General features: G+C 76.0%; 21 protein-coding genes. 7 read left to right on the top strand and 14 right to left on the bottom strand.

Going from position 1 to position 21,851, the window contains the following annotated elements; genetic code table 11:
* The first annotated feature begins 75 nt into the window (after positions 1-75).
* Positions 76-363 (top strand): helix-turn-helix transcriptional regulator, encoded by a 288-nt coding sequence (locus tag ACI78R_RS13950; RefSeq protein ID WP_457041153.1) that lies wholly within the window; start codon positions 76-78, stop codon positions 361-363.
* Between the two features lie 7 nt (positions 364-370).
* Here ACI78R_RS13950 and ngg read toward each other — a convergent pair whose 3' ends face one another.
* Complete coding sequence (gene ngg, locus ACI78R_RS13945; protein ID WP_457041152.1) at positions 371-2,134, bottom strand: N-acetylglutaminylglutamine synthetase; 1,764 nt, start codon at positions 2,132-2,134, stop codon at positions 371-373.
* Between the two features lie 10 nt (positions 2,135-2,144).
* Complete coding sequence (locus ACI78R_RS13940) at positions 2,145-3,926, bottom strand: N-acetylglutaminylglutamine amidotransferase (protein WP_457041151.1); 1,782 nt, start codon at positions 3,924-3,926, stop codon at positions 2,145-2,147.
* 173 nt (positions 3,927-4,099) lie between these two features.
* Between ACI78R_RS13940 and ACI78R_RS13935 the strand changes: the two genes are divergently transcribed.
* The gene (locus ACI78R_RS13935; protein WP_457041150.1) at positions 4,100-4,771 is read left to right on the top strand and encodes a hypothetical protein; all 672 of its coding nucleotides are present in this window, start codon (positions 4,100-4,102) and stop codon (positions 4,769-4,771) included.
* 22 nt (positions 4,772-4,793) lie between these two features.
* Here ACI78R_RS13935 and ACI78R_RS13930 read toward each other — a convergent pair whose 3' ends face one another.
* From ACI78R_RS13930 to ACI78R_RS13910, 5 genes are all read right to left on the bottom strand, one after another.
* Entirely contained in the window at positions 4,794-6,311 is a 1,518-nt protein-coding gene (locus ACI78R_RS13930) for a DUF222 domain-containing protein (RefSeq protein ID WP_457041149.1), read from the bottom strand.
* 87 nt (positions 6,312-6,398) lie between these two features.
* Positions 6,399-7,157, bottom strand: coding sequence for an iron ABC transporter ATP-binding protein (locus ACI78R_RS13925; protein ID WP_457041148.1), 759 nt, complete (start codon positions 7,155-7,157; stop codon positions 6,399-6,401).
* A complete protein-coding gene (locus ACI78R_RS13920) occupies positions 7,154-8,182 on the bottom strand; it encodes an iron chelate uptake ABC transporter family permease subunit (RefSeq protein ID WP_457041147.1) in 1,029 nt (342 codons plus the stop codon). The genes ACI78R_RS13925 and ACI78R_RS13920 overlap by 4 nt, the downstream gene beginning before the upstream one ends.
* Positions 8,172-9,182 carry an ABC transporter permease gene (locus ACI78R_RS13915; protein WP_457041146.1) on the bottom strand — a complete coding sequence of 337 codons (1,011 nt, stop codon included), beginning with the start codon at positions 9,180-9,182 and terminating at the stop codon, positions 8,172-8,174. Before ACI78R_RS13915 ends, ACI78R_RS13920 begins: the two co-directional genes overlap by 11 nt.
* Positions 9,183-9,204: 22 nt before the next feature.
* Entirely contained in the window at positions 9,205-10,215 is a 1,011-nt protein-coding gene (locus ACI78R_RS13910) for a siderophore ABC transporter substrate-binding protein (protein WP_457041145.1), read from the bottom strand.
* Positions 10,216-10,357: 142 nt separating this feature from the next.
* Here ACI78R_RS13910 and ACI78R_RS13905 point away from each other — a divergent pair, with 142 nt between their 5' ends.
* Entirely contained in the window at positions 10,358-11,350 is a 993-nt protein-coding gene (locus ACI78R_RS13905) for an aldo/keto reductase (RefSeq protein ID WP_457041144.1), read from the top strand.
* A gap of 92 nt (positions 11,351-11,442) precedes the next feature.
* Here ACI78R_RS13905 and ACI78R_RS13900 read toward each other — a convergent pair whose 3' ends face one another.
* Positions 11,443-12,258 (bottom strand): PaaX family transcriptional regulator C-terminal domain-containing protein, encoded by an 816-nt coding sequence (locus ACI78R_RS13900; RefSeq protein ID WP_073422744.1) that lies wholly within the window; start codon positions 12,256-12,258, stop codon positions 11,443-11,445.
* Positions 12,259-12,319: 61 nt separating this feature from the next.
* Between ACI78R_RS13900 and ACI78R_RS13895 the strand changes: the two genes are divergently transcribed.
* Together ACI78R_RS13895 and ACI78R_RS13890 are read left to right on the top strand one after the other, a co-directional pair.
* A complete protein-coding gene (locus tag ACI78R_RS13895; RefSeq protein ID WP_073422764.1) occupies positions 12,320-12,685 on the top strand; it encodes a hypothetical protein in 366 nt (121 codons plus the stop codon).
* A complete protein-coding gene (locus tag ACI78R_RS13890) occupies positions 12,678-13,124 on the top strand; it encodes a hypothetical protein (protein ID WP_457041143.1) in 447 nt (148 codons plus the stop codon). Before ACI78R_RS13895 ends, ACI78R_RS13890 begins: the two co-directional genes overlap by 8 nt.
* Before the next feature lie 4 nt (positions 13,125-13,128).
* Here ACI78R_RS13890 and ACI78R_RS13885 read toward each other — a convergent pair whose 3' ends face one another.
* The gene (locus ACI78R_RS13885; protein ID WP_457041142.1) at positions 13,129-14,007 is read right to left on the bottom strand and encodes a hypothetical protein; all 879 of its coding nucleotides are present in this window, start codon (positions 14,005-14,007) and stop codon (positions 13,129-13,131) included.
* 207 nt (positions 14,008-14,214) lie between these two features.
* Between ACI78R_RS13885 and ACI78R_RS13880 the strand changes: the two genes are divergently transcribed.
* Complete coding sequence (locus ACI78R_RS13880) at positions 14,215-16,494, top strand: SpoIIE family protein phosphatase (protein ID WP_457041141.1); 2,280 nt, start codon at positions 14,215-14,217, stop codon at positions 16,492-16,494.
* Here the strand turns inward: ACI78R_RS13880 and ACI78R_RS13875 are convergent.
* Both ACI78R_RS13875 and ACI78R_RS13870 read right to left on the bottom strand, forming a co-directional pair.
* Positions 16,491-16,991 carry a flavin reductase family protein gene (locus tag ACI78R_RS13875; RefSeq protein WP_245794899.1) on the bottom strand — a complete coding sequence of 167 codons (501 nt, stop codon included), beginning with the start codon at positions 16,989-16,991 and terminating at the stop codon, positions 16,491-16,493. The genes ACI78R_RS13880 and ACI78R_RS13875 overlap by 4 nt on opposite strands.
* Positions 16,988-17,932 (bottom strand): hydroxymethylglutaryl-CoA lyase, encoded by a 945-nt coding sequence (locus ACI78R_RS13870; protein ID WP_457041140.1) that lies wholly within the window; start codon positions 17,930-17,932, stop codon positions 16,988-16,990. The genes ACI78R_RS13875 and ACI78R_RS13870 overlap by 4 nt, the downstream gene beginning before the upstream one ends.
* A gap of 119 nt (positions 17,933-18,051) precedes the next feature.
* On the opposite strand from ACI78R_RS13870, the gene ACI78R_RS13865 reads away from it, so the two are divergent.
* Positions 18,052-18,930, top strand: coding sequence for a diguanylate cyclase domain-containing protein (locus tag ACI78R_RS13865; protein WP_457041139.1), 879 nt, complete (start codon positions 18,052-18,054; stop codon positions 18,928-18,930).
* A 19-nt stretch (positions 18,931-18,949) separates the two neighbouring features.
* Here the strand turns inward: ACI78R_RS13865 and ACI78R_RS13860 are convergent, their stop codons facing one another.
* The 3 genes from ACI78R_RS13860 to ACI78R_RS13850 form a co-directional block, all read right to left on the bottom strand.
* Positions 18,950-19,666, bottom strand: a complete 717-nt coding sequence (locus ACI78R_RS13860; RefSeq protein WP_457041138.1) for a hypothetical protein — start codon at positions 19,664-19,666, stop codon at positions 18,950-18,952.
* 65 nt (positions 19,667-19,731) lie between these two features.
* Positions 19,732-20,811: a M20 family metallopeptidase gene (locus tag ACI78R_RS13855; RefSeq protein ID WP_457041137.1), complete on the bottom strand. Its 1,080-nt coding sequence runs from the start codon at positions 20,809-20,811 to the stop codon at positions 19,732-19,734.
* The gene (locus ACI78R_RS13850; protein WP_457041136.1) at positions 20,808-21,728 is read right to left on the bottom strand and encodes a hypothetical protein; all 921 of its coding nucleotides are present in this window, start codon (positions 21,726-21,728) and stop codon (positions 20,808-20,810) included. The genes ACI78R_RS13855 and ACI78R_RS13850 overlap by 4 nt, the downstream gene beginning before the upstream one ends.
* Positions 21,729-21,851: the final 123 nt, after the last annotated feature.

Genomic DNA, 21,851 nt, shown 5'->3' with positions numbered 1-21,851 from the left:
GGAGCGTGTGGGGATACTCCCCTCCCGGTAACCAGTGAAGCAGGGTTCACCTGTCCGCGCCACCCGGAGGAGCCCGTGAGCGACGAGCGGCCGTCCTGGACGTTCCTCACCAACCACGGCCACGTGCTGCTCGCCGTCGCCGCCGACCCCGACGCCCGGGTGGCCGACGTCGCGGCGCGGGTGGGCATCAGCACCCGCGCGACCCTCGGCATCCTCGCCGACCTGGAGGAGGCCGGGTACGTCACCCGCGCCCGCCGCGGCCGGCGCACCCACTACGAGGTGCGGCCGCACCGCCCGTTCCGCCACCCCGCCACGGCGCACCGCGACGTCGACGGGCTGCTCGCCCTCTTCCGGCCGGACTGAGCCCGGCTCAGCGCCGGCGGGTCTCGGGGAAGAGCAGGTCGACGAAGCGCGCGGCGGTCGGCCGCGGCTCGTGGTTGGCCAGCCCCGGCCGCTCGTTGGCCTCGACGAACACCGCGTCGGGGCCCTCGACGTCGGGCACCAGGAAGTCGATGCCGGTGACCGGGATGCCGATGGCGCGGCTCGCCCGGATCGCCGCCTGCGCGATCTCGGGGTGCAGCCGGTCGGTGACGTCGTCGATGGTGCCGCCGGTGTGCAGGTTCGCCGTCCGCCGCACCCGCAGCCGCTCGCCGTGGGGGAGGACGTCGTCCATCGACCGCCCGGCCGCGCGGACGACGTCGGCGGTGACGTCGTCGAGCGGGATGCGCGACTCCCCGCCGGTGGCGCGCTCGCGGCGCCGGCTGGTCTCGCGGACCAGCTCGGTGACCGTGCGGCGGCCGTCGCCGACCACCTCGGCGGGCCGGCGCACCGCGGCGGCGACCACCTCGTGGTCGATGACCACCACGCGCAGGTCCTCGCCGGGCACGAGCTGCTCGGCCAGCACGTCGGGGCAGAAGAGCCGGGCGGCGGCCACGGCCCGCTCGAGCTGCTCCTCGTCGGTGACGCCGACGGTGATGCCCTTGCCCTGCTCGCCGCGGGCGGGCTTGACCACCAGCTCGCCGGCCTCGGCGAGCAGCTCCAGCGCGGGCCCCAGGTCGCCCTCGGGGACGGCGACGCCGCGGGGCACCCGCACCCCCGCGGCCTCGACGATGCGACGGGTGACCCGCTTGTCGTCGCAGCGGCTCATGGCGACGGCGGTGGTGAACTCCGACAGCGACTCGCGGGTGAGCACCCGCCGGCCGCCGAGCGACAGCCGCATCTCGCCGAACTCGGCGTCGGTCACCTCGACGCGGATCCCGCGGCGCAGCGCCTCGTCGGCGATGATCCGCGCGTAGGGGTTGAGCTGCTGCAGGCCCGGCGGGCGGGCGGCGAACAGCGGGGTGTTGATCGGGTTCTTGCGCTTGACGCAGACGGCGGGCACCCGGGCGAAGCCGAGCTTGCGGTACAGCGCGATCGCCCCGGAGTTGTCGTGCATGACCGAGAGGTCGACGTAGGAGCGGCCGCGGCCGACGTAGCGCTCGGCGAGCACCCGCACCAGCGCCTCCCCGGTGCCGGCGGGGGCGTCCTGCGCGTCGACGGCGAGGCACCACAGGCTGGTGCCGCCCTCCGGGTCGCCGTAGGCCAGCACGTGGTCGACACCGGTGACGGTGCCGACGATCTCGCCGGTGCGCCGGTCCTCGGCGACCAGGTAGGTGAAGCAGCGGGTCCGGTGGTTGGCCCACATGGTCTCCGGGTCGCCGGTGACCATGCGGTTGCGGGCGTAGATCCGGTTGATCGCCTGCATCTCCTCCAGCGCGGTCACCGTGCGCACGAAGACGCCGCGGATGAGCTCGGGCCGGGGACGGTAGCGGTACAGGTCGAGGCGGTAGGTGTAGCTCGGGTCGATGAACAGCTCGTCGGGCGCCAGGCCCACCAGGACGTGCGGGTCGCGGGCGTAGACGCAGATGTCGCGCTGCCCGGTCCCCTCCGCCCGCAGGGCGGTGAGGATGTCGCGCATCTCGGCGAAGGTCTGGCCGAACACCAGCCGGCCCCACGCCAGGTCGAGGACGACGTCGGTGTCCATGCCCTCGAGCTCGTGCTCGGAGGGCTTGGCCCAGGAACGCCGGGTCAGGTCGGGGGTGGGGCCGGCCGCCGACGGACGGCGGCGCAGCCCCGCGAGCCGCGGAGGAGCCACGGGGTGCCCCTCAGACCCCGTGGTTCTGCAGCCACAGCTCCAGGAGCCCGAGTTGCCACAGCTTGTTGCCCCGCAGCGGCGTCAGCTCGGCGTTCGGGTCGTCCAGCAGCCGCGAGACGTACTCCGGCCGGAACAGCGCCCGCTCGCGCGCCGCCTCGCTGGACAGCGCGTCCTTCACCAGGCCGAGGACCTTGCCCTCGAGGTGGGTGATCGCCGGCACCGGGAAGTAGCCCTTGGGCCGGTCGATCACCTCCGGCGGGATGATCCGGCGGCCGATGGCCTTGAGCACGCCCTTGCCGCCGTCGGCGAGCTTGAGCTCCGGCGGGCACAGCGCCGCCAGCTCGACCAGGTCGTGGTCGAGGAAGGGCACGCGGGCCTCCAGGCCCCACGCCATGGACATGTTGTCCACCCGCTTGACCGGGTCGTCGACGAGCATGACCTCGCTGTCGAGGCGCAGGGCGGCGTCGACGGCGGTCTGCGCGCCCGGCCGGGACATGTGGTCGCGGACGAAGTCCAGGCTCGGGTCGCCGTCGAGGGCGTACCGCTCCCCGACCAGCGCGCGCATGTCCTGCGCCCCCCGGTCGAAGAAAGCCGCGGCGTAGCGCTCGACGGCCTCCTCGCGGTCGACGTCGGCCAGCGGCGGGTACCAGTGGTAGCCCGCGAACACCTCGTCGGCGCCCTGCCCGGACTGCACCACGCGGATCGTCTGGCTGACCCGCTCCGACAGCAGGTCGAAGGCGACGACGTCGTGGCTGACCATCGGCTCGGCCATCGCGCCGATCGCGTGGCCGAGGGCCGCGGCGAGCTCGTCGGAGGACACCCGGATGCGGTGGTGGTCAGTGCCGAACCGCTCGGCGATGACGTCGGAGTAGCGGAACTCGTCGCCCGCGTGCCCGCCGACGGTCTCGAAGCCGATCGAGTAGGTGGCGAGGTCGCTCTGCCCCTCCTGGGCGAGCAGGCCGACGATCAGGCTGGAGTCCAGCCCGCCGGACAGCAGCACGCCGACCGGGATGTCGGAGACCAGGCGGCGGCGGACGGCGACCCGCAGCGCCTCCTCGATCGCGTCCTCCCAGTCCCGGTTCGACCAGCCGGAGTGCTCGGCGCGCCGCTCGTACGTGGGCTCCCAGTAGCGGTGCTCGCGACTGGTGCCGTCGGCCTCGATGACCCGCACGGTGGCCGGGGGCAGCTTGCGGACGCCGTTGAGGAGCGTGCGCGGCGCGGGGACGACGGCGTGCCAGGTCAGGTAGTGGTGCAGCGCGACCGGGTCGATGGAGGTGTCGACGTCGCCGGCGCGCAGCAGGGCCGGGAGCGACGAGGCGAAGCGCAGGCGGCCCGGCGTCTCGGACAGGTAGAGCGGCTTGATGCCCAGCCGGTCGCGGGCCATGACGACCCGGCCGGTGTCCCGCTCGTGGATGACCACGACGAACATGCCGTGCAGGTGGTCGACGAAGTCGACGCCCCAGTGGTGGTAGCCCTTGAGCAGCACCTCGGTGTCGCTGGTGGAGAAGAACCGGTAGCCGTGGCCCTCGAGCTCGGCGCGCAGTTCCTTGTAGTCGTAGATGCAGCCGTTGAAGACCGCCTCGAGCCCGAGCTCGCTGTCGACCATCGGCTGGGAGCCGCTGGCCGAGAGGTCGATGACCGACAGCCGGCGGTGACCGAACGCCACCCGGCCGGCGCTCCACTGGCCCTGGCCGTCCGGCCCGCGGGGGACCAGCGCCTCGACCATCCGCGCCACCGCGGTGGTGTCGGCCAGGGAGCCGTCGAACCTGATCTCGCCGGAGAGGCCGCACATGGCGTCCATCCAACCCCGGGCCGACGGGCTCCGCTAACGGGGTCGGCGCAGTTCACAGGAAGGTCACACGGCCCGGTTCCACGTGGAACCGGCCCGTGTGCGCCCCGGTGCCGGCCGTCGGCCGCCCGGGGACCCGCCGGCCGTGGCCACGGGCCGTCGGTCAGGGTGGGCGCGTGTACGAGGACCCGGCGGGGGAGTCGCCCTGGGCGATGCAGCTGGTGGCGCGCGTGGAACGGACGTCGCCGCCGTCCCGGTCCGCGGTGTGCTCGGCGGCCGCCGTGGCGGTGGTGCGGCTGCTCGGCGACGAGCGGGCCGGGGAGGGCGGCGAGTGGTCGGCGTCGGTCCGGCGCTGGACCGACGGCGCGATCCGCAAGCACTGCCGCCGGGCCCGCGGCGTGGCCTGGGAGCGGGCCGGGGCGCTGCCGGGGGTGACCGCCTCGGTGGCCGGCGCGGAGGTGCGGGCCCTCGTGCCCACCGCGCTCGACGCGCTGCCCCGCGACGTCGCGAAGCTGCAGCTGACGGGCAGCGAGCTCCACGACCCGGACTCGCTCCCGGTCGTCGACCCGGTGCCCGGCGGCCCGCTCGTCGTCTCCGTCTGCCCGGAGCCGTTCCTGCCGCTGGGCAAGGCGGCCGCCGCGTGCGGGCACGCCGCGCAGCTGTCGGCGCTGCGGATGCCGCCCCGCCGGCTGGAGGCGTGGGCGGCGGCCGGGTACCCGGTGGCGGTGGAGCACCCCGACGTCACGCGGTGGGCGCGGCTTCGCGCGGCGGCCCCGGTGGCGGTCGTGGACGCCGGGTTCACCGTGGTCGAGCCGGGCACGACGACCGCGCTGGCCCGCTGGGCGTAGCGGGCACCCAGCGGGCGGCGCGTCAGAACGGTGGCGGGTCGTCGGCCGGGTCGGCCGGTGGGGGTGTCCCGATCGCGCCGGGTGGTGGGTCGCGCTCCGGTGGTGGGCGCATGCCCGGTGGGCGGGTGGTGCGGGTGACGCCGGACGGCGTGGTCACGGTGAGCACCCCGTCCGGTGAGAGGGAGAAGTGCCAGCCGCGGGCGAAGGTCTTGAGGCGGTGGTGGCTGCGGCACAGGCAGCAGAGGTTGGCGCAGTCGGTGGCGCCGCCGTGTGCGTGGGGGATGACGTGGTCGGCGTCGGCCCAGCCGGCGCGTTGGCCGCAGGTGGGGAAGCGGCAGGTGCGGTCGCGGGTGCGGACGAACCGCTGCTGCGGCCGGGTGGGCGTGTAGCGGTCGGTGGGCTCGGGCCGGTCGAGGACCGGGCAGCCGCAGTCGCCGTCGGAATGCTCGTCGGTCGGCGGGTGGTCGGGGCAGCCGCGGCGGGCGAGCGTGCGGGCCTGGTCGAGGGTCGTGGTGGCGCGCAGGGTGCCGTCGTCGTCGGTGACCGCGACGGTGACCGACCCGCCGTCGGGCACGCCGACACCGAGGGCGTCGAGTTCGCGGAGCAGCGCCCGCAGCACCGCGGCGGTGATCGGCAGACCGTTGACCTCACCGGGCTCGGCCGACCGGCCGGCCAGCGCGGACAGGGTGGCGATGATCTGCAGGTGCGCGGTCACCGGCGGCCGGGTCGGGTCGCCGGCGCCCAGGAACAGGGCGGTGAACACCTCGGTGCGGATCACCCCGATCGGCCGCCGGTCACCGGCGTCCACGGCCAGCCGCGCGAGCCGCTCCACCACCTCCATGCACATCGCGGCGACCTCGGCGGGCAGCTCGGCGATCATCACCGCCATCCCGTCCTGCGCCGAGGGCACGATCCGGACGTCGGCGGTGCGCGTGGCGTCGTCCTTCTTCCGCTCGGCGGCGTCGGGGTCGAGTTCCAGCAGCGCCTCGACCGCGCGCTTCCGCAGCGTGCGCAGTGTCCACTCCGCAGCCCGAGGCAGCAGGCGGGACTCGACCCGCCGGGCCAGCGCCGGGGCGGTCCACTGCAGCACGTCCACGAGGACCATGGCGCGGCGCTCGTCGAGCTGACCGGCGGCCAGCGCCGCCCACGTGGCGGGCAGGCTCTCCCGGTAGGTCCACGCCCGCTTCGCCAGCGTGGAGGCGGTGGGCCGGCCGACGTTGAGCACGACCGCGAGCTCGGCGGTGAAGAACTCCGACACCCCCGGTAACTCGGGGTCCGGCGCCCACGACCCCGACCGCGCACCCGGCGTGCCCGGCGGGGGGTCGAGGTCGGCGGGGCGGGTCGCGGCCAGCCGCAGCACCAGCTCGGCCTCGTAGGCGGCGTCCATCGCCTTGCGCGCCTGCACCCGCGCCAGCTCCGCGGCGGCCTGCGCGTCGGACAGCACCCCGACCGGCAGCCGCTCAATCGCCACCGGCTGCTCGATCAGCCACCCGGCCAGCGCGCGCTCGATCGGCGACACGTGCTCCGCGTTCGCCGACATGACCCGAACCTACGGCCGGGGTACGACAGAAACGGCAGGTCAGCGGCCGGATCGCCCACGTCCAGCCGACCACACCGCCGCGCGTCGTCAGGAGTAGTAGAGGGCCACCGGGCGGCCGTCGATCTCGCGGACGTCGACCGTCGTGTCGTAGACGGCGGCCAGCACCTCGGGGCGCATGACCTCGCGGGCGGGGGCGTCGGCCACCACGCGGCCGTCGCGCATCGCCACGATCCGGTCGGCCCAGGTGGCCGCGAAGTTGACGTCGTGCAGCACGGTGACCACCCGCTTGCCGAGCCCGTCGGCCATCTCGCGCACCAGCCGCATGATCTCGGTCATGTGCCGCAGGTCGAGGTTGTTCAGCGGCTCGTCGAGCAGCACGTACCGGGTGTCCTGCGCCAGCACCATCGCGATGAACGCCCGCTGCCGCTGACCGCCCGACAGCTCGTCGAGGAACCGCCGCCGGTACCCCTCCAGCCCGAGGTGGACGAGGGCGCGCTCGACGGCGTCGCGGTCGTCGACGGTGAGCCGGCCGCGGGAGTGCGGGAAGCGGCCGAACTCCACGAGGTCCTGCACGGTGAGCCGGGCGGCCACGTGGTTGTCCTGGCGCAGCACGGCCAGGCGCCGCGCGAGCTCCGCCGACGGCGTCGTCGCCACGTCCAGGCCGTCGACCGTCACGCGGCCGGTGTCGGGCCGCAGGAGGCGGCCGACGAGGGAGAACAGCGTCGACTTGCCGGCACCGTTCGGGCCGATCAGCGCCGTCACCCCCTCGCCGCCGAAGGCGATGGAGACGTCGTCGACCACCGTCTGGCCGCCGTAGCGCTTGGAGACTCCCTCGAGCGCGATCACCGCGCCCCCTTCCGCAGGACGAGGTACAGGAAGAACAGCCCGCCGGCGAAGTCGACGACGGTGGACAGGGTGCCGCCGTAGCCGAGCGCCCGTTCCAGCACGAGCTGGCCGCCGAGCAGGCACACCACGCCGAGCAGCACCGCCGTCGGCACCGTCCACGCGTGCCGGAAGGACCCGGCCCACGCGTAGGCGAGGTTGGCGACGATCAGGCCGAGGAACAGGATCGGCCCCACCAGCGCCGTCGACGCCGCGACCATCACCGAGACGACGGCGAACAGCGTCAGCACCACCCGCCGGTGGTCGACGCCCAGCCCGACGGCGGCCGGCTCGCCGAGGGTCAGCACGTCGAGGGTGCGCAGCAGCGGCACGACGACGGCGCAGCCCAGCGCGACCAGCGCCGCGGTGAGCGCCAGCAGGGTCTCGTCGGGCCGGGTCAGCGAGGCGAAGAACGCGTCGGAGAGCACCTGGAAGTCCAGCGGGTCGAGCATCCGCTGCATCCACTCGCTGAACGAGCGGAAGAACGTCCCGAGCACGATGCCGACCAGCAGCATGAGGTGGATCGAGCGCCGCTTCCCGCCGAACAGCCAGGTGAACAGCACGACGCTGAAGCCGACCATCACGGCCACCTGCACCGCCCACAGGACCAGCGGGTCGGCGGCCAGGAACGCGGCGGAGCCGGCGGTGAAGACGACGGCGGTCGAGACGAGCACGTAGAACGCGTCGAACCCCATGATCGACGGCGTCAGCACGCGGTTCTGCGTGATCGTGTGGAAGACGACCGTGGACACCCCGACCGCCGCCGCGACGACGACCATCGCGGCCACAGTGAGGCTGCGCTTCTCCAGCGCGTACGCCAGCGACCCGGGCACGTCGGTGAACAGGTAGGCGGCGGCCAGCGCCAGCACGAGGCCGCCGAGCGCGGCCAGCCGGGCGCCCGGCCCGGCGCGGCGGACGGAACCGCGCAGGCGGGGCCGCGGGCGGACGGCGGCCGGGGCGGGTCCGGAGAGCGCGGGATCAGTGAGCACGGCTCCGCCTCCGCAGCAGCAGCCAGAGGAACAGCGCGGCGCCGATGATCCCGACGACGACCGACAGCGGGATCTCGTAGGGGAAGCGCAGGACCCGCGCCAGCACGTCGCAGGCCACCACGAACACCGCCCCGAGCACCGCCACCCACGGGATCGACCGGCGCACGTTGTCGCCGACCACCAGGCTCACGACGTTGGGCACGACCAGCCCGAGGAACGGGATGAGCCCCGCCGTCACCAGCACCGAGGCGGTGATGACGGCGACGACGACCATCCCGACGGCCACCCACCGGCGGTGGTGCAGCCCGAGGTTGGTGGCGAACTCCTCACCGAGGCCGATGACGCTGAACCGGTCGGCCGCCAGCCACGCGACGACGACCATGACGCCGGCCAGCCACACGAACTCGTAGCGGCCCTGCACCACGCCGGCGAAGCTGCCCTGCGACCACTGCGCGAGCGACTGCAGCAGGTCCAGCCGGTAGGCGCCGAACGTCGTCACCGCGCCGACGACGCCGCCGAGCATGATCCCGACCAGCGGCACGAGGACGAGGGAGCGGACCGGCACCGCCCGCACCACCCGCAGGAACACCCACGTGCCGAGCAGTCCGGACAGCGCGGCGACGGCGGTCTTGCCGACGACGGGCATCCCGGGCGCCAGCACGATCGTGCCCAGCATGCCGAGGGTGGCGAACTCGGTGACCCCGGTGGTGCTGGGCTCGACGAAGCGGTTGCGCACGAGCATCTGCATGATCAGCCCGGCGATGCCGAGCGAGGCGCCGGCCAGCACCAGTGCCACCGTCCGCGGGACGCGGCTGGCGACCAGCAGGAACGCGGCCGGGCCGTCGCTGAACACCGAGACGGGGGAGACGTCGGAGACGCCGACGAACAGGCTCGCCCCCGCGAGGAGCAGGAGCAGCACGCCGGCGAGCACCCCCAGCCCGGTGCGCCGGGGGCGCGCCGGGGCGGGGGTGCTCGCCGGGGGAGCGGAGAGCACCGTCACGGGCAGCGGGGGACCGGGACGGTCACTCCGCGATCTGCAGGACGTCGTCGATCATGATCCGGGTGGTGTCGATGCCACCGAAGACGACGTACCAGGCGACCGGGTCCAGGTAGTGGACCTGGTCCTGCCGGGCCGCGGTCGTGCGGGCGACGACGTCGTTGTCGAGCACCGCCGCGGCGGCCTGCGCGCCCTCCTCGCCGGTGGCGGCGTCGCGGTCGACGACCCACAGGTGGTCGGGGTCGGTCTCGAGCAGGAACTCGAAGGAGACCGGCTCGCCGTGGGTGGCGGCCTGGAGGTCGTCGACGACGGGCTGCACGCCGAACGCGTCGTAGATCAGCCCGCCGCGCGCGCCGCGGGCGTCGGAGCCCTCGCCGGCCGGGGCCATGGCGGACAGCTCGCCGCCGGAGACCATGAGGCCCAGGCCGGTGCCCGCGTCGGCGGTGGCGGCCCGCGCCTCCTCGATGCCCGCCTCGAGGTCGGCGACGGCGGCGGCCGCCTCGTCCTCCGCGCCGAGCACCTCGCCGAGGAAGGTGGCGTTGCGGTCGAGCGTCTCGGTGTAGGTGCCGCGCATGCTCAGGTCGACGGTCGGCGCGATCTCGCTGAGGTCCTCGTACAGCGCCGAGGAGCGGCCGCCGATGACGATGAGGTCGGGCTGCTGCGACTCGATCTCGACCAGGTCGGCCTCGAACAGCGTCCCCGCGTCGAAGGCGTCGTCGGCCAGGTGGTCCCGCAGGTAGTCGGGCACCGAGTCCAGCGGTGCGCCGGCGATCTCCCCGCCGAGGGCGCCGATGGTGTCGAGGGCGGCCATGTCGAAGACGACGATGCGCTGCGGGTCGACCGGCACCTCGACCGACGTCTCCTCGAACTCCGGCTCGGCGTCCTCGGCGGCGACGTTGCGGTCCCAGGTCCAGGTGACCGTGCCGGCGCCGGTGGCGGCCTCGGCGGCGGGCTCGTCGGCACCGCAGGCGGTGAGCGCCAGCGCAGCGGCGAGGGACAGGGAGGTGGCCGCCAGCGGCCGGGACGCGGTGCGCATGGTTCTCCAGGTGGTGAGGCAAGGCTGCCCTGAGTTAGGCGGCCCTAACCTGTCACACGGGTTCCGGAACAGCGGAGCGGGGGGTCGGCAGCCCCACCCTCAGGGGGTTCGCGCCGCGCTCCGCAGGGGCAGGCTCGGTGCCATGCAGACACGCACCCTGGGGTCCCTGTCCGTCCCGGCCATGGGGCTGGGCTGCATGGGGATGAGTGAGTTCTACGGCACCGGTGACCAGGCCGAGGCCGAGGCGACCATCCGGCGCGCCCTCGACCTCGGCGTCACCTTCCTCGACACGGCCGACATGTACGGCCCCTTCACCAACGAGCGCCTGGTCGGCGCGGCGATCGCCGGTCGCCGCGACGAGGTCGTGCTGGCCACCAAGTTCGGCAACGAGCGCGGCGAGGACGGCTCCTTCCGCGGCATCAACGGCCGGCCGGAGTACGTGCGGCAGGCCTGCGACGCCTCCCTGCAGCGGCTCGGCGTCGACGTCATCGACCTCTACTACCAGCACCGCGTCGACACCACGGTGCCCGTGGAGGACACCTGGGGCGCCATCCGCGAGCTGGTCGAGGCGGGGAAGGTGCGCGCCGCCGGCATCTCGGAGGCCGCGCCCGAGACCATCCGCCGCGCGCACGCCGTGCAGCCGGTGGCCGCCGTGCAGACCGAGTACTCGCTGTGGAGCCGCGACCCCGAGGAGGACGGCGTCCTCGCCACCTGCGCGGAGCTCGGCATCGGCTTCGTGGCCTACTCGCCGATCGGCCGCGGCTTCCTGTCCGGGCAGATCCGCAGCGTGGACGACCTCGCGCCCGACGACTTCCGCCGGTCCAACCCGCGGTTCCAGGGCGAGGCGTTCGAGCAGAACCTGCGGCTGGTCGACCGGGTGCGCGAGATCGGCGACGAGAAGGGCGTGACGGCCTCGCAGCTGGCGCTGGCCTGGGTGATCGCGCAGAGCGGCCGCGCGGGCAACCCCGCCGTCGTCCCGATCCCGGGGACCAAGCGGGTGCGCTACCTGGAGGAGAACGCGGCGGCCGCGGAAGTCGCGCTCACCGACGACGACCTGCACCGGCTCGACGAGGCCGCTCCCGTCGGTGCCGCCGCCGGCGACCGCTACCCGGACATGTCCACCGTCCACCGCTGACGGCGGACTGACAGAGGGACACAGGCCCTCGGGGGCGGCGGTGCGGGGGCACCCGCCCCCCTCGGGCGGCCAATAGCGCTACAAAGGCCCTCCTAGGCGACGGCGGCCCGCGGGAGGACGACGCCGAGGACGTCGGCGACGTGCGCGCGGGCGGCCGCGGCCAGCCGGGCGCCGGTGTCGGCCCAGGCGTCGCGGACGTCGCGGCCCGGCCACCCCTCCGGCTGCAGCGCCGCGGGCAGCAGCGGGTCGCCGGCCAGCACGGCGCGCATCTCCGCGCGCAGCCGCAGGTGCGCCGCCAGAGCGGCGACCCCCTCCGGCGCGTCCGCGGCGGCCCCGCGCAGCCGCTCGAGCACCCGCGACCAGCCGGCGGCGAGCCGGGGGAGGTCCCAGCAGCGGGCCGCGAGCTCGCCGTCGGACAGCCGCGGGTCGGTGACGTGCGCGGTGAGCAGGTCCAGCCGCGACGTCGGCTCCCCGGCGAGCTCCGCGTGCACCTCGTCGAGCGCGTCGCGGTGCGGCGACACCCAGGTGGCCGGCGCGAGCGGGCCGAACCCGGCGCGGACCAGCCCGCGGCGCACCCGCTCGCGGGCGGCGCGGTCGGCCTCCGGGACGCCGTAGACGACCATCCGCCACTGGCCGTCCCACGGGCCCAGCCGCCGCTCGATCCGCTCGGCACGGGCGACGACGGACGCCCGCAGCGGCGCGGCCGGGGCCAGCAGGGTCTCCCGCCCGCGCCGCGACCCGCTCAGCCACCCGGCGCGGCGCAGCGCCGCGGCGGCCAGGCGCGCGCTGGGCTCGGCGACGCCGCACGCGGCGAGCAGGCCGACCAGCGCCTGCAGGGGCACCGGCTCCGCGGTCACGGCGTCCAGGTGCTCGGCGCAGAGGTCGACCACGAGGTCCCGGACGGTCATGCCTCCTCCTTACCCCGGGTCCGCAACCGGCTCGCCCGCCGGGCGCGCGATCATGGGCGCGATGAACGACGTCCTCGTCTGGTCGGCCACCGCCGTCGCGGTGGCCGTGGCGCTCGCCGGCCTGGCCTCCACGCTCGCCCGGCGGCGGATCGGCCTGGTCCACCTCGCCGGCGCCGCGGTGCTCGAGGTGCTGCTCGTGGTGCAGGCCGTCGTCGCCGGGGTGGCCCTGGCCGGCGGGGAGCGGCCGCCGGAGACGGCGACGTTCCTCGGCTACCTCGGCGGCGTCGTGCTGCTGCCGGTGGCGGGCGTGCTGTGGTCGCGCACCGAGCCCAGCCGCTGGGCGGGCACGGTGCTCGCGGTGGCCAGCCTGGTCACCGCGGTGATGGTCTGGCGGCTGGTGCAGCTCTGGGAGGCGCCCGGTGTCTGAGCGCGAGCCGGCCGGCGCCGCGCCGGGCGGGACGGCGGCGGGTCCGGGCCGGGTGCTGGTCGCCGTCTACGCGGTGTTCGCCCTGGCCGCGGGCGCCCGCGCCGCCGTCCAGCTGGCCACCCGCTTCTCCGAGGCGCCGGTCGCCTACCTGCTGTCGGCGCTGGCCGCGGCCGTCTACGTGGTGGCCACCGTCGGGTTGGCCCGGGGCGGGCGCACCGGACGCCGGACGGCGCTGGGAGCCATCGTCGTCGAGCTGGCCGGGGTGCTCGTGGTGGGCACGCTGTCCCTGGCCGACCCAGCCGCCTTCCCCGACGAGACGGTCTGGTCGGCGTTCGGCCGCGGCTACGGCTTCGTGCCGCTGGTGCTGCCGGTGCTGGGCCTGCTGTGGCTGCGCCGCCGGACCCCGGCGGCCGGGGGGACGCCCGGGTCCGGCGGCTGAGCGGTCAGAAGTCCCCGCCGCCGAAGTCCCCACCGAAGTCGCCGCCCCCGAAGTCGCCGCCGCCGCCGTCGAAGCCGCCGTCGTAACCCCCGCCGTCGTAGCCGTTGTCGGCGCCACCGGCGAAGTCCGCGCCCGGGTCGCCGCCGTAGCCGTCCCCGGCCGCGGCGTAGTCGCCGCCACCGGAGTCCCCGCCGGAGTCCCCGCCGCCGTCCCCGCCCTCGGCGCCGTCCTGGTAGCCCTCCGCGTAGGCCTCCTCGTCGCCGCCGCCGAACAGGCCGCCGTCGCCGAGCCCGGTGTCGAACAGCGCGTCGGCCACCGCGGTGCCCACCACCAGGCCGCCGATCGTGCCGAGCAGGCTGCCGCCCAGCGAGCCGCCGAAGCCGCCGAAGCCGCCCATCCGCGAGCCGTAGCCGGGCCCGTAGCCGCCGCCGTACCCGCCGCCGTAGGCCGGGCCGTACCCGGGGCCGTAGCCCGGCCCGTAGCCGGCGCCGGGGCCCGCGCCGAAGCCGCCGAAGGTCCGCTCGAGGGTCCCCGGCTGGCGCAGCTCGGCGCGGGTGGCCACCCGGGCGAGGGTCTGCGCGTCGTCGGACCGCGGCCGCTCCGACGCCGGCACGGCGGCCGCGAGCTGGGTGAGCACCTCCTGCCGCTGCTGCGGGGTCAGCCGGCCGAACGCCTCGGCGTGCGCCTGCTCGATCTGGTCCGGGGGCGCCGTCCGCAGCAGGTAGCGGTAGCGCTCGACGGCCTGCTGGTCGGTGAGCGGGGCGCGCTGCCCGGCTGCCGGTCGCGCGGGCGGCGCCTGCGGCGGGGGCAGTGACGCGTAGCCGTCGTACGGTGCGGGCTCCGGTGCGCGGCGTCGGCCGAGGAGCCGGTCGAGCAGTCCCATGACGTCTCCCTCCGGGGTGGCTGGCCAGGAGGGTGCCCGCACGGGCGCCGGGCACACCTCCCCTCCGTCCAGGGGAGGCAAGCCGGGGACCGCGGGCACCGGACCAGCACCAACGGTTAGATTCGTTGCGTGCGACCGGAAGGGACCCAGCCGCAGCAGCGGCCGACACCCGCTGACGCCGGAGTCCCTCCCGAGGCCCGCGCGGCGGTGTCCCGGACCGCCGTCGACGGCGAGGCAGCCGGCGGGCGGCAGGCCGGGATCGTCACCGCCGCCGAGGCCGTCGTCACCGAGCACGGCGGCGCGGCGGCCTCCCAGGCGCTGCCCGCCGTCCTCGCCGACGTCCCGGTCGCCGTCCTGCTCATCGACCAGAAGTCCGGCGCCGTCACCTACGCCAACACCGCCGCGGTGGAGATGGCCGGCAACGTGCGGCTGCCGGTCGAGGTCGACGCGTGGGGTGCGGCCGCCGGCCTGACCGACCTCGCGGGCGCGCCGCTGGCGCGCACCAGCGGCCCGCTGTCCCTGGTCGCGCAGGGCCAGCCGGTCACCGGCGAGGCCGTGCGGCTCTCCCCGGGCCGCAGCACCGACGCCGGCCGCGCGGAGGACGACGACGGCGACGGCGACCGGCTGCTCTGGGTCACCGGCTTTCCTCTGTCGCAGCCGGGCAGCAGCCAGTCGCTGGCGCTGGTCGTGCTGCTCGAGGTGGAGGGCGTGAGCGGCACCGCCGACGCCGACGCAGAGCTGCAGGCGCTGCGCGAGCGCGCCGTCGTCGCCACCGACATCGCCTTCACCATCACCGACCCCCGGCAGGAGGACGACCCGCTGGTCTGGGTCAACCCGTCCTTCACCCGGATCACCGGCTATTCGTACGAGGAGTCCGTCGGCCGCAACTGCCGGTTCCTGCAGGGCCCCAACACCGACCCCGCCGCGCTCGCCGAGCTGCGCGAGGCGCTGCGGGACCAGCAGGCGATCACCGTGACGCTGCTCAACCACCGCCGCGACGGCACCGCCTTCTGGAACCAGCTGGCGATCAGCCCGGTCTTCGACGGCGAGGGCGAGCTCGTCAGCTTCGTCGGCGTCCAGACCGACGTCACCGAGCGCGTGCGGGTGGAGGCCGAGCGCGAGGCTGCCTTCGCCGCGGAGCGCACCGCGCGCGAGGAGGCCGAGCTCGCCCGGTCGATCGCCGAGCAGGCGAAGACCGACGCCGAGCGGGCCCAGCGGGAGGCCGAGGGGGCGCAGGCCCGCCTGGCGCTCATGGCCGAGGCCACCAGCTCGCTGGTCGCCACCCTCGACGTCGGCGACCTGCTGGACCGGCTCGCGGTGCTCTGCGTGCCCCAGCTGGCCGACTGGGTCGTCGTCACGCTCGTCGACGAGAGCGGCGAGGTGCGCGAGCTGGTGTCCCGCGACCGCGAGCGGGACCGCACCGAGCTGCGCCGCTACGACGCCGGGCACGCGCTGCGGCTGCCGCCGGACTCGCCGAGCCAGCGCAGCATCAGCGGCGGCCGGACGGTCCTCGTCGAGCAGCTGCCCGAACGCCTCGACGGCACGGTCGCCGGGCCCGTCGCGCAGGAGGTCGCCGGCCGGCTGGGCGCGGCGTCGGCGCTGGCGGTGCCCCTGGTGGCCCGGCGCCGCACGCGCGGCTCGATCGCGCTGGTGCGCTCCTCGCCCGAGCAGCCGTTCACGCCCGACGACGTCAGCCTGGTCGAGGACCTCGCCCGGCGGGCGGCGATGGCCATGGACAACGTGCGGCTCTACCAGCAGGAGCACGCCGTGGCCGACACCCTGCAGCGCTCGCTGCTGCCCGAGCTGCCCGACATCCCGGGCATCGAGGTCGCGGCGCACTACGTCAGCGCCTCGACCGCGGCCGACGTCGGCGGCGACTTCTACGACCTCCTGCAGCTGCCCGACGGGTCGGTGGCGCTGGTGGTGGGCGACGTCGTCGGTCACGACGTCGCCGCGGCGGCCGTCATGGGCCACCTCCGCGGGCTCATCCGGGCCTGCGCCTGGGAGGCGCCCGACCCGCACCCGGCGGCGGTGCTCACCCGCATCGACCGGCTCGTGCAGGGCCTGCAGGTCACCCCGATGGCCACGCTGGCCTACGTCCGCGCCCTGCCGCCGGCGGAGCCGGGTGGCACGTGGACGGCGCAGGTCGCGAGCGCCGGCCACCCGCCGCTGCTGCTGCGCTCGCCGGACGGCGACGTGCGCCCGGTCGACGGGGCCACCGGGATGCTCGTCGGCGTCGACGTCGAGGCCCACCGCGTCGTGCACACCGTCGAGCTGCCCGCCGGCGCCACGCTGCTCGGCTACACCGACGGGCTGGTGGAGACCCCGGGCCGCGACCTCGACGAGGGCATCGGGGACCTGGTCGGGCGGCTGGCCGGCACCCCGGCCGACGCCGCGCCGCGGGACCTGTGCGACGCCGCGGTGAGCGGCACCCTCGACGGCCGCGACGACGTCGCGCTCATCGCCGTCCGCTTCGGCCGGTCCTAGCCGGCCGGGGTCTCCGCGCGGCCGTAGCTGCCGCGGTGGAACAGCAGCGGCCGGCGGCCGGGGTCGGCGCCGAGGTCGAGCACGCGGGCGGCGACGATCGTGTGGTCGCCGCCGTCGTACTCCGCCCACAGCGCGCAGTCGATCCAGGCGACGACGCCGTCGAGGACGGGCGAGCCCTGCCGGCTCGGCCGCCAGCCCACGCCGGCGAACTTGTCGGCGCCCGAGCGGGCGAACGCCGCCGACAGGCCCGACTGGTCCTCGGCGAGCACGTTGACGCAGAACCGGCCGAGGTCGCGCAGCCGCGGCCACGTGGTGGACGTGCGGGCCGGCGCCAGCGCCACCAGCGGCGGGTCGAGCGACAGCGAGCTGAACGACTGACAGGTGAACCCGATCGGCTCCTCGCCGGTGTGGGCGGTGACCACGGTGACGCCGGAGGCGAAGTGGCCGAGGACGTCGCGCATCACCCGGGGGTCGATGACCTCCACCGGTCCGGTCACGCGGGCGTGCCCAGAGCCGTGCGGGGCACCGACCGGCCGCCGGCGCGGTACAGCGAGCTCGGCAGCGGGTGGCCCACCGCCTCCTCGGTGACCCGGGCCGCGGCCAGCAGCGCGTCGAGGTCGATGCCGGTGCGCACGTCGGCCTCCTCGAGCCAGTAGACGAGCTCCTCGGTGGCGATGTTGCCGCTCGCGCCGGGCGCGAACGGGCAGCCACCGAGCCCGCCGACGGAGGCGTCGAGCTGGGTGACGCCGGCCTGCACCGCGGCCAGCGCGTTGGCCTGGCCGGTGCCGCGGGTGTCGTGGAAGTGCACGGCCACGGGCGTCCCGGGGCAGGCGCGGCGGACGGCGTCGAGCAGCCGCACGACGCGCGCCGGCGTCGTCGTGCCGATCGTGTCGCCGAGGCACAGCGCGTCGGCGCCCGCGGTGACGGCGGCCCGGCAGACGTCGACGGTGCGCGCGATCGGCGTGCGGCCGTCGAACGGGCAGTCCCAGGCGGTGGCGACGACGACCTCCAGCGACCCGCCGGCGCCGTGCGCGAGGTCGGCGACCTCCCCGACGCCGGCGAGGGCCTCGGCGGTCGAGCGGCCGGCGTTGGCGCGGCTGTGCCCGTCGGAGGCCGACACCACCAGCTCCAGCTCGGCGATGCCGGCGTCGACCGCGCGTACCGCGCCGCGCGGGTTGGCCACGAGCGCCGACCAGTGCACGTCGGGCCAGCGCGACAGCTCGGCGGCCACGCGGTCGGCGTCGGCCAGCGCGGGCACGGCCTTCGGGGACACGAACGACGTCACCTCGATGCGGCGCACCCCGGTGGCCACGAGGGCGTCGAGCATCGCCAGCTTGCCCTCGAGGGGGACCGGCGCCTCCAGCTGGAGGCCGTCGCGCATGCCGACCTCGCGGACGTCGATCTCCGTCGGCAGCACCAGGTCGAAGTCCGACGGCATGACAGCCCTCCCTCTCGCCCACTCTCCCGGGTCATCCTGCCCCGATCAGGGGTTCCACGTGGAACCGGGAGGGAATGAGCAGGTCAGGCGGACCGACGGGGGAGGATCGGAGGTGGTCGGTGGACGACGGCGGAGGCGTGGGCACGGTGCCCGTCCCCGACCTGGGCAGCGCGTTCACCAACTCGCCCATGGGCGTCGCGCTCTGCACGCCCGACGGCCGGCTCCTCGCGGCGAACCACGCCCTCGGTGAGCTGCTCGGCCGGGCGCCGGAGGAGCTGCGCGGGACGACGCTGTTCGACGTCACGCACCCCGAGGACGTCGCGGGCGCCGTCTCGACGTGCACCGCCCTGCAGCAGAGCCACGGGCGGGCGCGGCACGAGTGCCGGCTCCTGCGCCCCGACGGGACCGTGGTCCCGGTGCAGGTGACGACGTCGTGGGTCGACGGCCCGCCCGAGCACCTGGTGATGGTGGTCGAGGACGTCACCGACCGGAAGGCGCTGGAGGCGCGGCTGCTGCACCTGTCGGCGCACGACCCGCTCACCGGGCTGCCGAACCGGCTGCTGTTCCGCGACCGGCTGCGGCACGCGCTCGAGCGGGGGCACCGCGAGCACACGCCCACCTGCGTGCTGGTGCTCGACCTCGACGGCTTCAAGGCGGTCAACGACCGCTTCGGTCACCCGACCGGCGACGCGGTCCTGGTCGCCGTCGCGGCGAGGCTGACGTCGGTGCTGCGGGCCAGCGACACCGCGGCCCGGCTGGGCGGCGACGAGTTCGCCGTCGTCTGCGAGAACACCGAGCGGGACGCCGCCGAGCACCTCGCCGACCGGCTGCGGGAGGCGCTGCCGGGCACGCTGACGCTGGGGACGACGACCGTCGAGGTGGGCCTGAGCATCGGCATCGGTTCGGTCGACGGCGGCACCGACCCCGAGGACGCGCAGGAGGCGGTGGTCCGCGAGGCCGACACCGCGATGTACGCCGACAAGGCCAGGCTCCGCTGAGCCGGCCCGCCCGCCGGCGTCAGGTGCGGGCGGCGGCCCAGCCGACGGTCGCGGGCAGGCGGGCGAAGACGGCGGTGAGCACCGGCAGCGGCAGCGCGAAGACGAGGAACACCGACACCCCGACGACGCCGCTGCTGTCGAGGGTGGTCGCCGCGACCACCAACGTCAGGAAGAGCACGACCACCGCCGCGAGCGCCGCGGCGAAGACGAACGTGGGGGAGCGCCGGCCGAGCAGCCGGATGCCGCCCGCGATCAGCGCGGCCCCGACGGGCAGGCCGAGCATGAGCACGACGCTCGGCCCGTCCTCCTCGCCGCTGAGCACCGCGATCGTGAAGACCAGGGCGACCAGCGCGGACAGCGCACCGGTGACGATGCCGAGCACGCCGGCCGTGGTGGCCACGCCGGGGCGCCCGGGACCGGCCGGCCAGACCGGCGTCGGCGGGACGCCCCAGCCGTACCCCGGCGGCGGGCCGTAGCCGGGCGCGGGCCCGTAGGCGGGCTGGCCGTGAGCGGTCGGTGCACCGTACGGAGCCGCCCCGTAGGGCTGGGCCCCGTACGGCGCCCCGTACTGCGGCGTCCCGTACGGGGGAGCCGCGCCGTACGGGGGAGCGGCGCCGTACGGGGGCACGGCGCCGTACGGCTGGGCGGCGCCGTACGGCTGCCCGGGAGCGCCGGAGGGCGGCGCGGACCCCGGCGGGACGGCGTCCCACTCCTGCTCGTACGGCTGGTCGGTCATGCCCCCAGTCTGGGGCCGTCGCCGTCCCGCGCTGCCGTCCGGGGGCGTGTCGCCCCCCGCAGGGGTCAGCCGCCCCAGCGGGCCAGCACGGCGGTGTAGGCCTGCGCCGCCTGCTCGAGCTCGGCCAGCTCCACGTACTCGTCGGCGGCGTGCATGACCGCCGGGGTGCCCGGTCCCCACACCACGACCGGGGCGCCGCCCACCACCTGGCCGAGCACCGAGGCGTCGGTGAAGTAGGTGGCCGGGGTGGGCAGCACCGGCGCGGGCAGCGTGGCAACCCACGGGTCGTCGGCCGGCGTGCCCACCGGCGGCAGGTCGACGCGCACCTCGACGTCGGCGGCCTCGGGCTGCTCCCGCCACCAGCGCAGCAGGTCCCCGCCGTCGGCGACGGTGCGCATGTCGACGACGACCTCGGCCCGGTCGGGGACGACGTTGGGCACGGTGCCGCCGCTGACGACGCCGGGGTTCCACGTCTCGGTGCCGAGGAACGGGTCGGTGCGGAAGGGCAGGCCGGCGGCGGCGCGGCCGAGCAGCGTCGCGAGGTCGAGGACGGCGTTGTGCCCGCGCTCGGGCGTGCTGCCGTGCGCGGCCCGCCCGGCGGTGCGCACGGCGAGCCACAGCGCGCCCTTGTGGCCGAGCACCACCTGGTTGCCGGTGGCCTCGGGGACGACGACGGCGCCCACCGGCAGCTCGGCGACCGTGGCGGCCGCGGCGGCGGCGCCCCGCGAGCCGGTCTCCTCGTCGCTGGTGAGCAGCAGCGCGGCGGGCGTCTGCGGGTCGGCGGCGGCCAGCGCCAGGGCGGCCGCGACCACCCCTGCCTCCATGTCGCTGGCCCCGCGCCCCCACACCCGGCCGTCGTCGAGGTCGGCGCCGAAGGGGTCGCGGGTCCACGCGCCGGGGTCGGGCACCGGCACGGTGTCGACGTGGCAGGCCAGCAGGAGCACCGGCCGGCCGGGGTCGGCGGGGGTGCGCAGCAGCGTCCACGGCTGGTCGCGGTCGCGCCCCTCGGTCACCTGCAGGTGCGGCGCCCGCTCGCGCAGCACGTCGGTGAGCAGGCCGAGGAGGTCGCGCTGGGCGGCGGCGTCGCCGGAGACCGTGGGCCGGCGCACCAGCTCCCGCAGCAGCCCGGCCGCGTCGAGGGTCATGCGCCCAGCGCGGCGGAGACGACGGCGCGCGCCTCCTCCTGCACCCGGGCCAGGTGCTCGGGGCCGCGGAAGGACTCGGCGTAGACCTTGTAGACGTCCTCGGTGCCCGAGGGGCGGGCGGCGAACCAGGCGTTCTCGGTGACCACCTTGAGGCCGCCGACGGCCGCGCCGTTCCCGGGCGCCTCGGTGAGCTTGGCGGTGATCGGCTCGCCCGCCAGCTCGGTGGCGGTGACGTCGGAGGGCGACAGCTTCCCGAGTGCCGCCTTCTGCTCGCGGCTGGCCGGGGCGTCCACCCGCGCGTAGGCCGACTCGCCGTAGCGGGACACCAGCTCGGCGTGCAGCTGCGACGGCGAGCTCCCGGTGACCGCCTGGATCTCGCTCGCCAGCAGCGCCAGCAGCAGGCCGTCCTTGTCGGTGGTCCACACCCCGCCGTCGCGGCGCAGGAACGACGCCCCGGCCGACTCCTCGCCGCCGAAGCCCACGCTGCCGTCGAGCAGGCCGGGCACGAACCACTTGAAGCCGACCGGCACCTCGACCAGCCGCCGCCCCATGCCCTCGACCACCCGGTCGATCAGCGAGGAGGACACCAGCGTCTTGCCCACGGCGACGTCGTCGGCCCACTGCGGGCGGTGGCTGAACAGGTAGGAGATGGCGACGGCGAGGAAGTGGTTGGGGTTCATCAGCCCGGCGTCCGGGGTGACGATGCCGTGCCGGTCGGCGTCGGCGTCGTTGCCGGTGGCCACCTGGTACTCCGACCGCTTCCCGATGAGCGAGGCCATCGCCGACGGCGAGGAGCAGTCCATCCGGATCTTGCCGTCCCAGTCGAGCGTCATGAACCGCCACGTGGGGTCGACCAGGGGGTTGACGACGGTGAGGTCGAGCCGGTGCCGCTCGGCGATCGCCGCCCAGTAGTCCACCGACGCCCCGCCGAGGGGGGGGGGGGGGGGCGGGCGGCCCCCGCCGCGGGGGGGGCGGCGCGCGGGCCCCGCCGGGCGCGTGGGGAGCGCCGCGCCGGGGGCGGCGTGCGGGGGGGGCGGGGC

This window comes from Geodermatophilus sp. SYSU D01106 (assembly GCF_054049995.1).
This window is presented reverse-complemented; position numbering and strand designations above follow the sequence as displayed.

Coding starts and splice junctions, on each gene's coding strand:
- ACI78R_RS13940 (WP_457041151.1), bottom strand. CDS start 3,926: ATGTGCGGCCTCTCCGGCGAGATCAGGTTCGACGGCTCCCTGGCCGAC.
- ACI78R_RS13930 (WP_457041149.1), bottom strand. CDS start 6,311: ATGTCGGCGAACGCGGAGCACGTGTCGCCGATCGAGCGCGCGCTGGCC.
- ACI78R_RS13910 (WP_457041145.1), bottom strand. CDS start 10,215: ATGCGCACCGCGTCCCGGCCGCTGGCGGCCACCTCCCTGTCCCTCGCC.
- ACI78R_RS13905 (WP_457041144.1), top strand. CDS start 10,358: ATGCAGACACGCACCCTGGGGTCCCTGTCCGTCCCGGCCATGGGGCTG.
- ACI78R_RS13900 (WP_073422744.1), bottom strand. CDS start 12,258: ATGACCGTCCGGGACCTCGTGGTCGACCTCTGCGCCGAGCACCTGGAC.
- ACI78R_RS13895 (WP_073422764.1), top strand. CDS start 12,320: ATGAACGACGTCCTCGTCTGGTCGGCCACCGCCGTCGCGGTGGCCGTG.
- ACI78R_RS13885 (WP_457041142.1), bottom strand. CDS start 14,007: ATGGGACTGCTCGACCGGCTCCTCGGCCGACGCCGCGCACCGGAGCCC.
- ACI78R_RS13870 (WP_457041140.1), bottom strand. CDS start 17,932: ATGCCGTCGGACTTCGACCTGGTGCTGCCGACGGAGATCGACGTCCGC.
- ACI78R_RS13860 (WP_457041138.1), bottom strand. CDS start 19,666: ATGACCGACCAGCCGTACGAGCAGGAGTGGGACGCCGTCCCGCCGGGG.
- ACI78R_RS13855 (WP_457041137.1), bottom strand. CDS start 20,811: ATGACCCTCGACGCGGCCGGGCTGCTGCGGGAGCTGGTGCGCCGGCCC.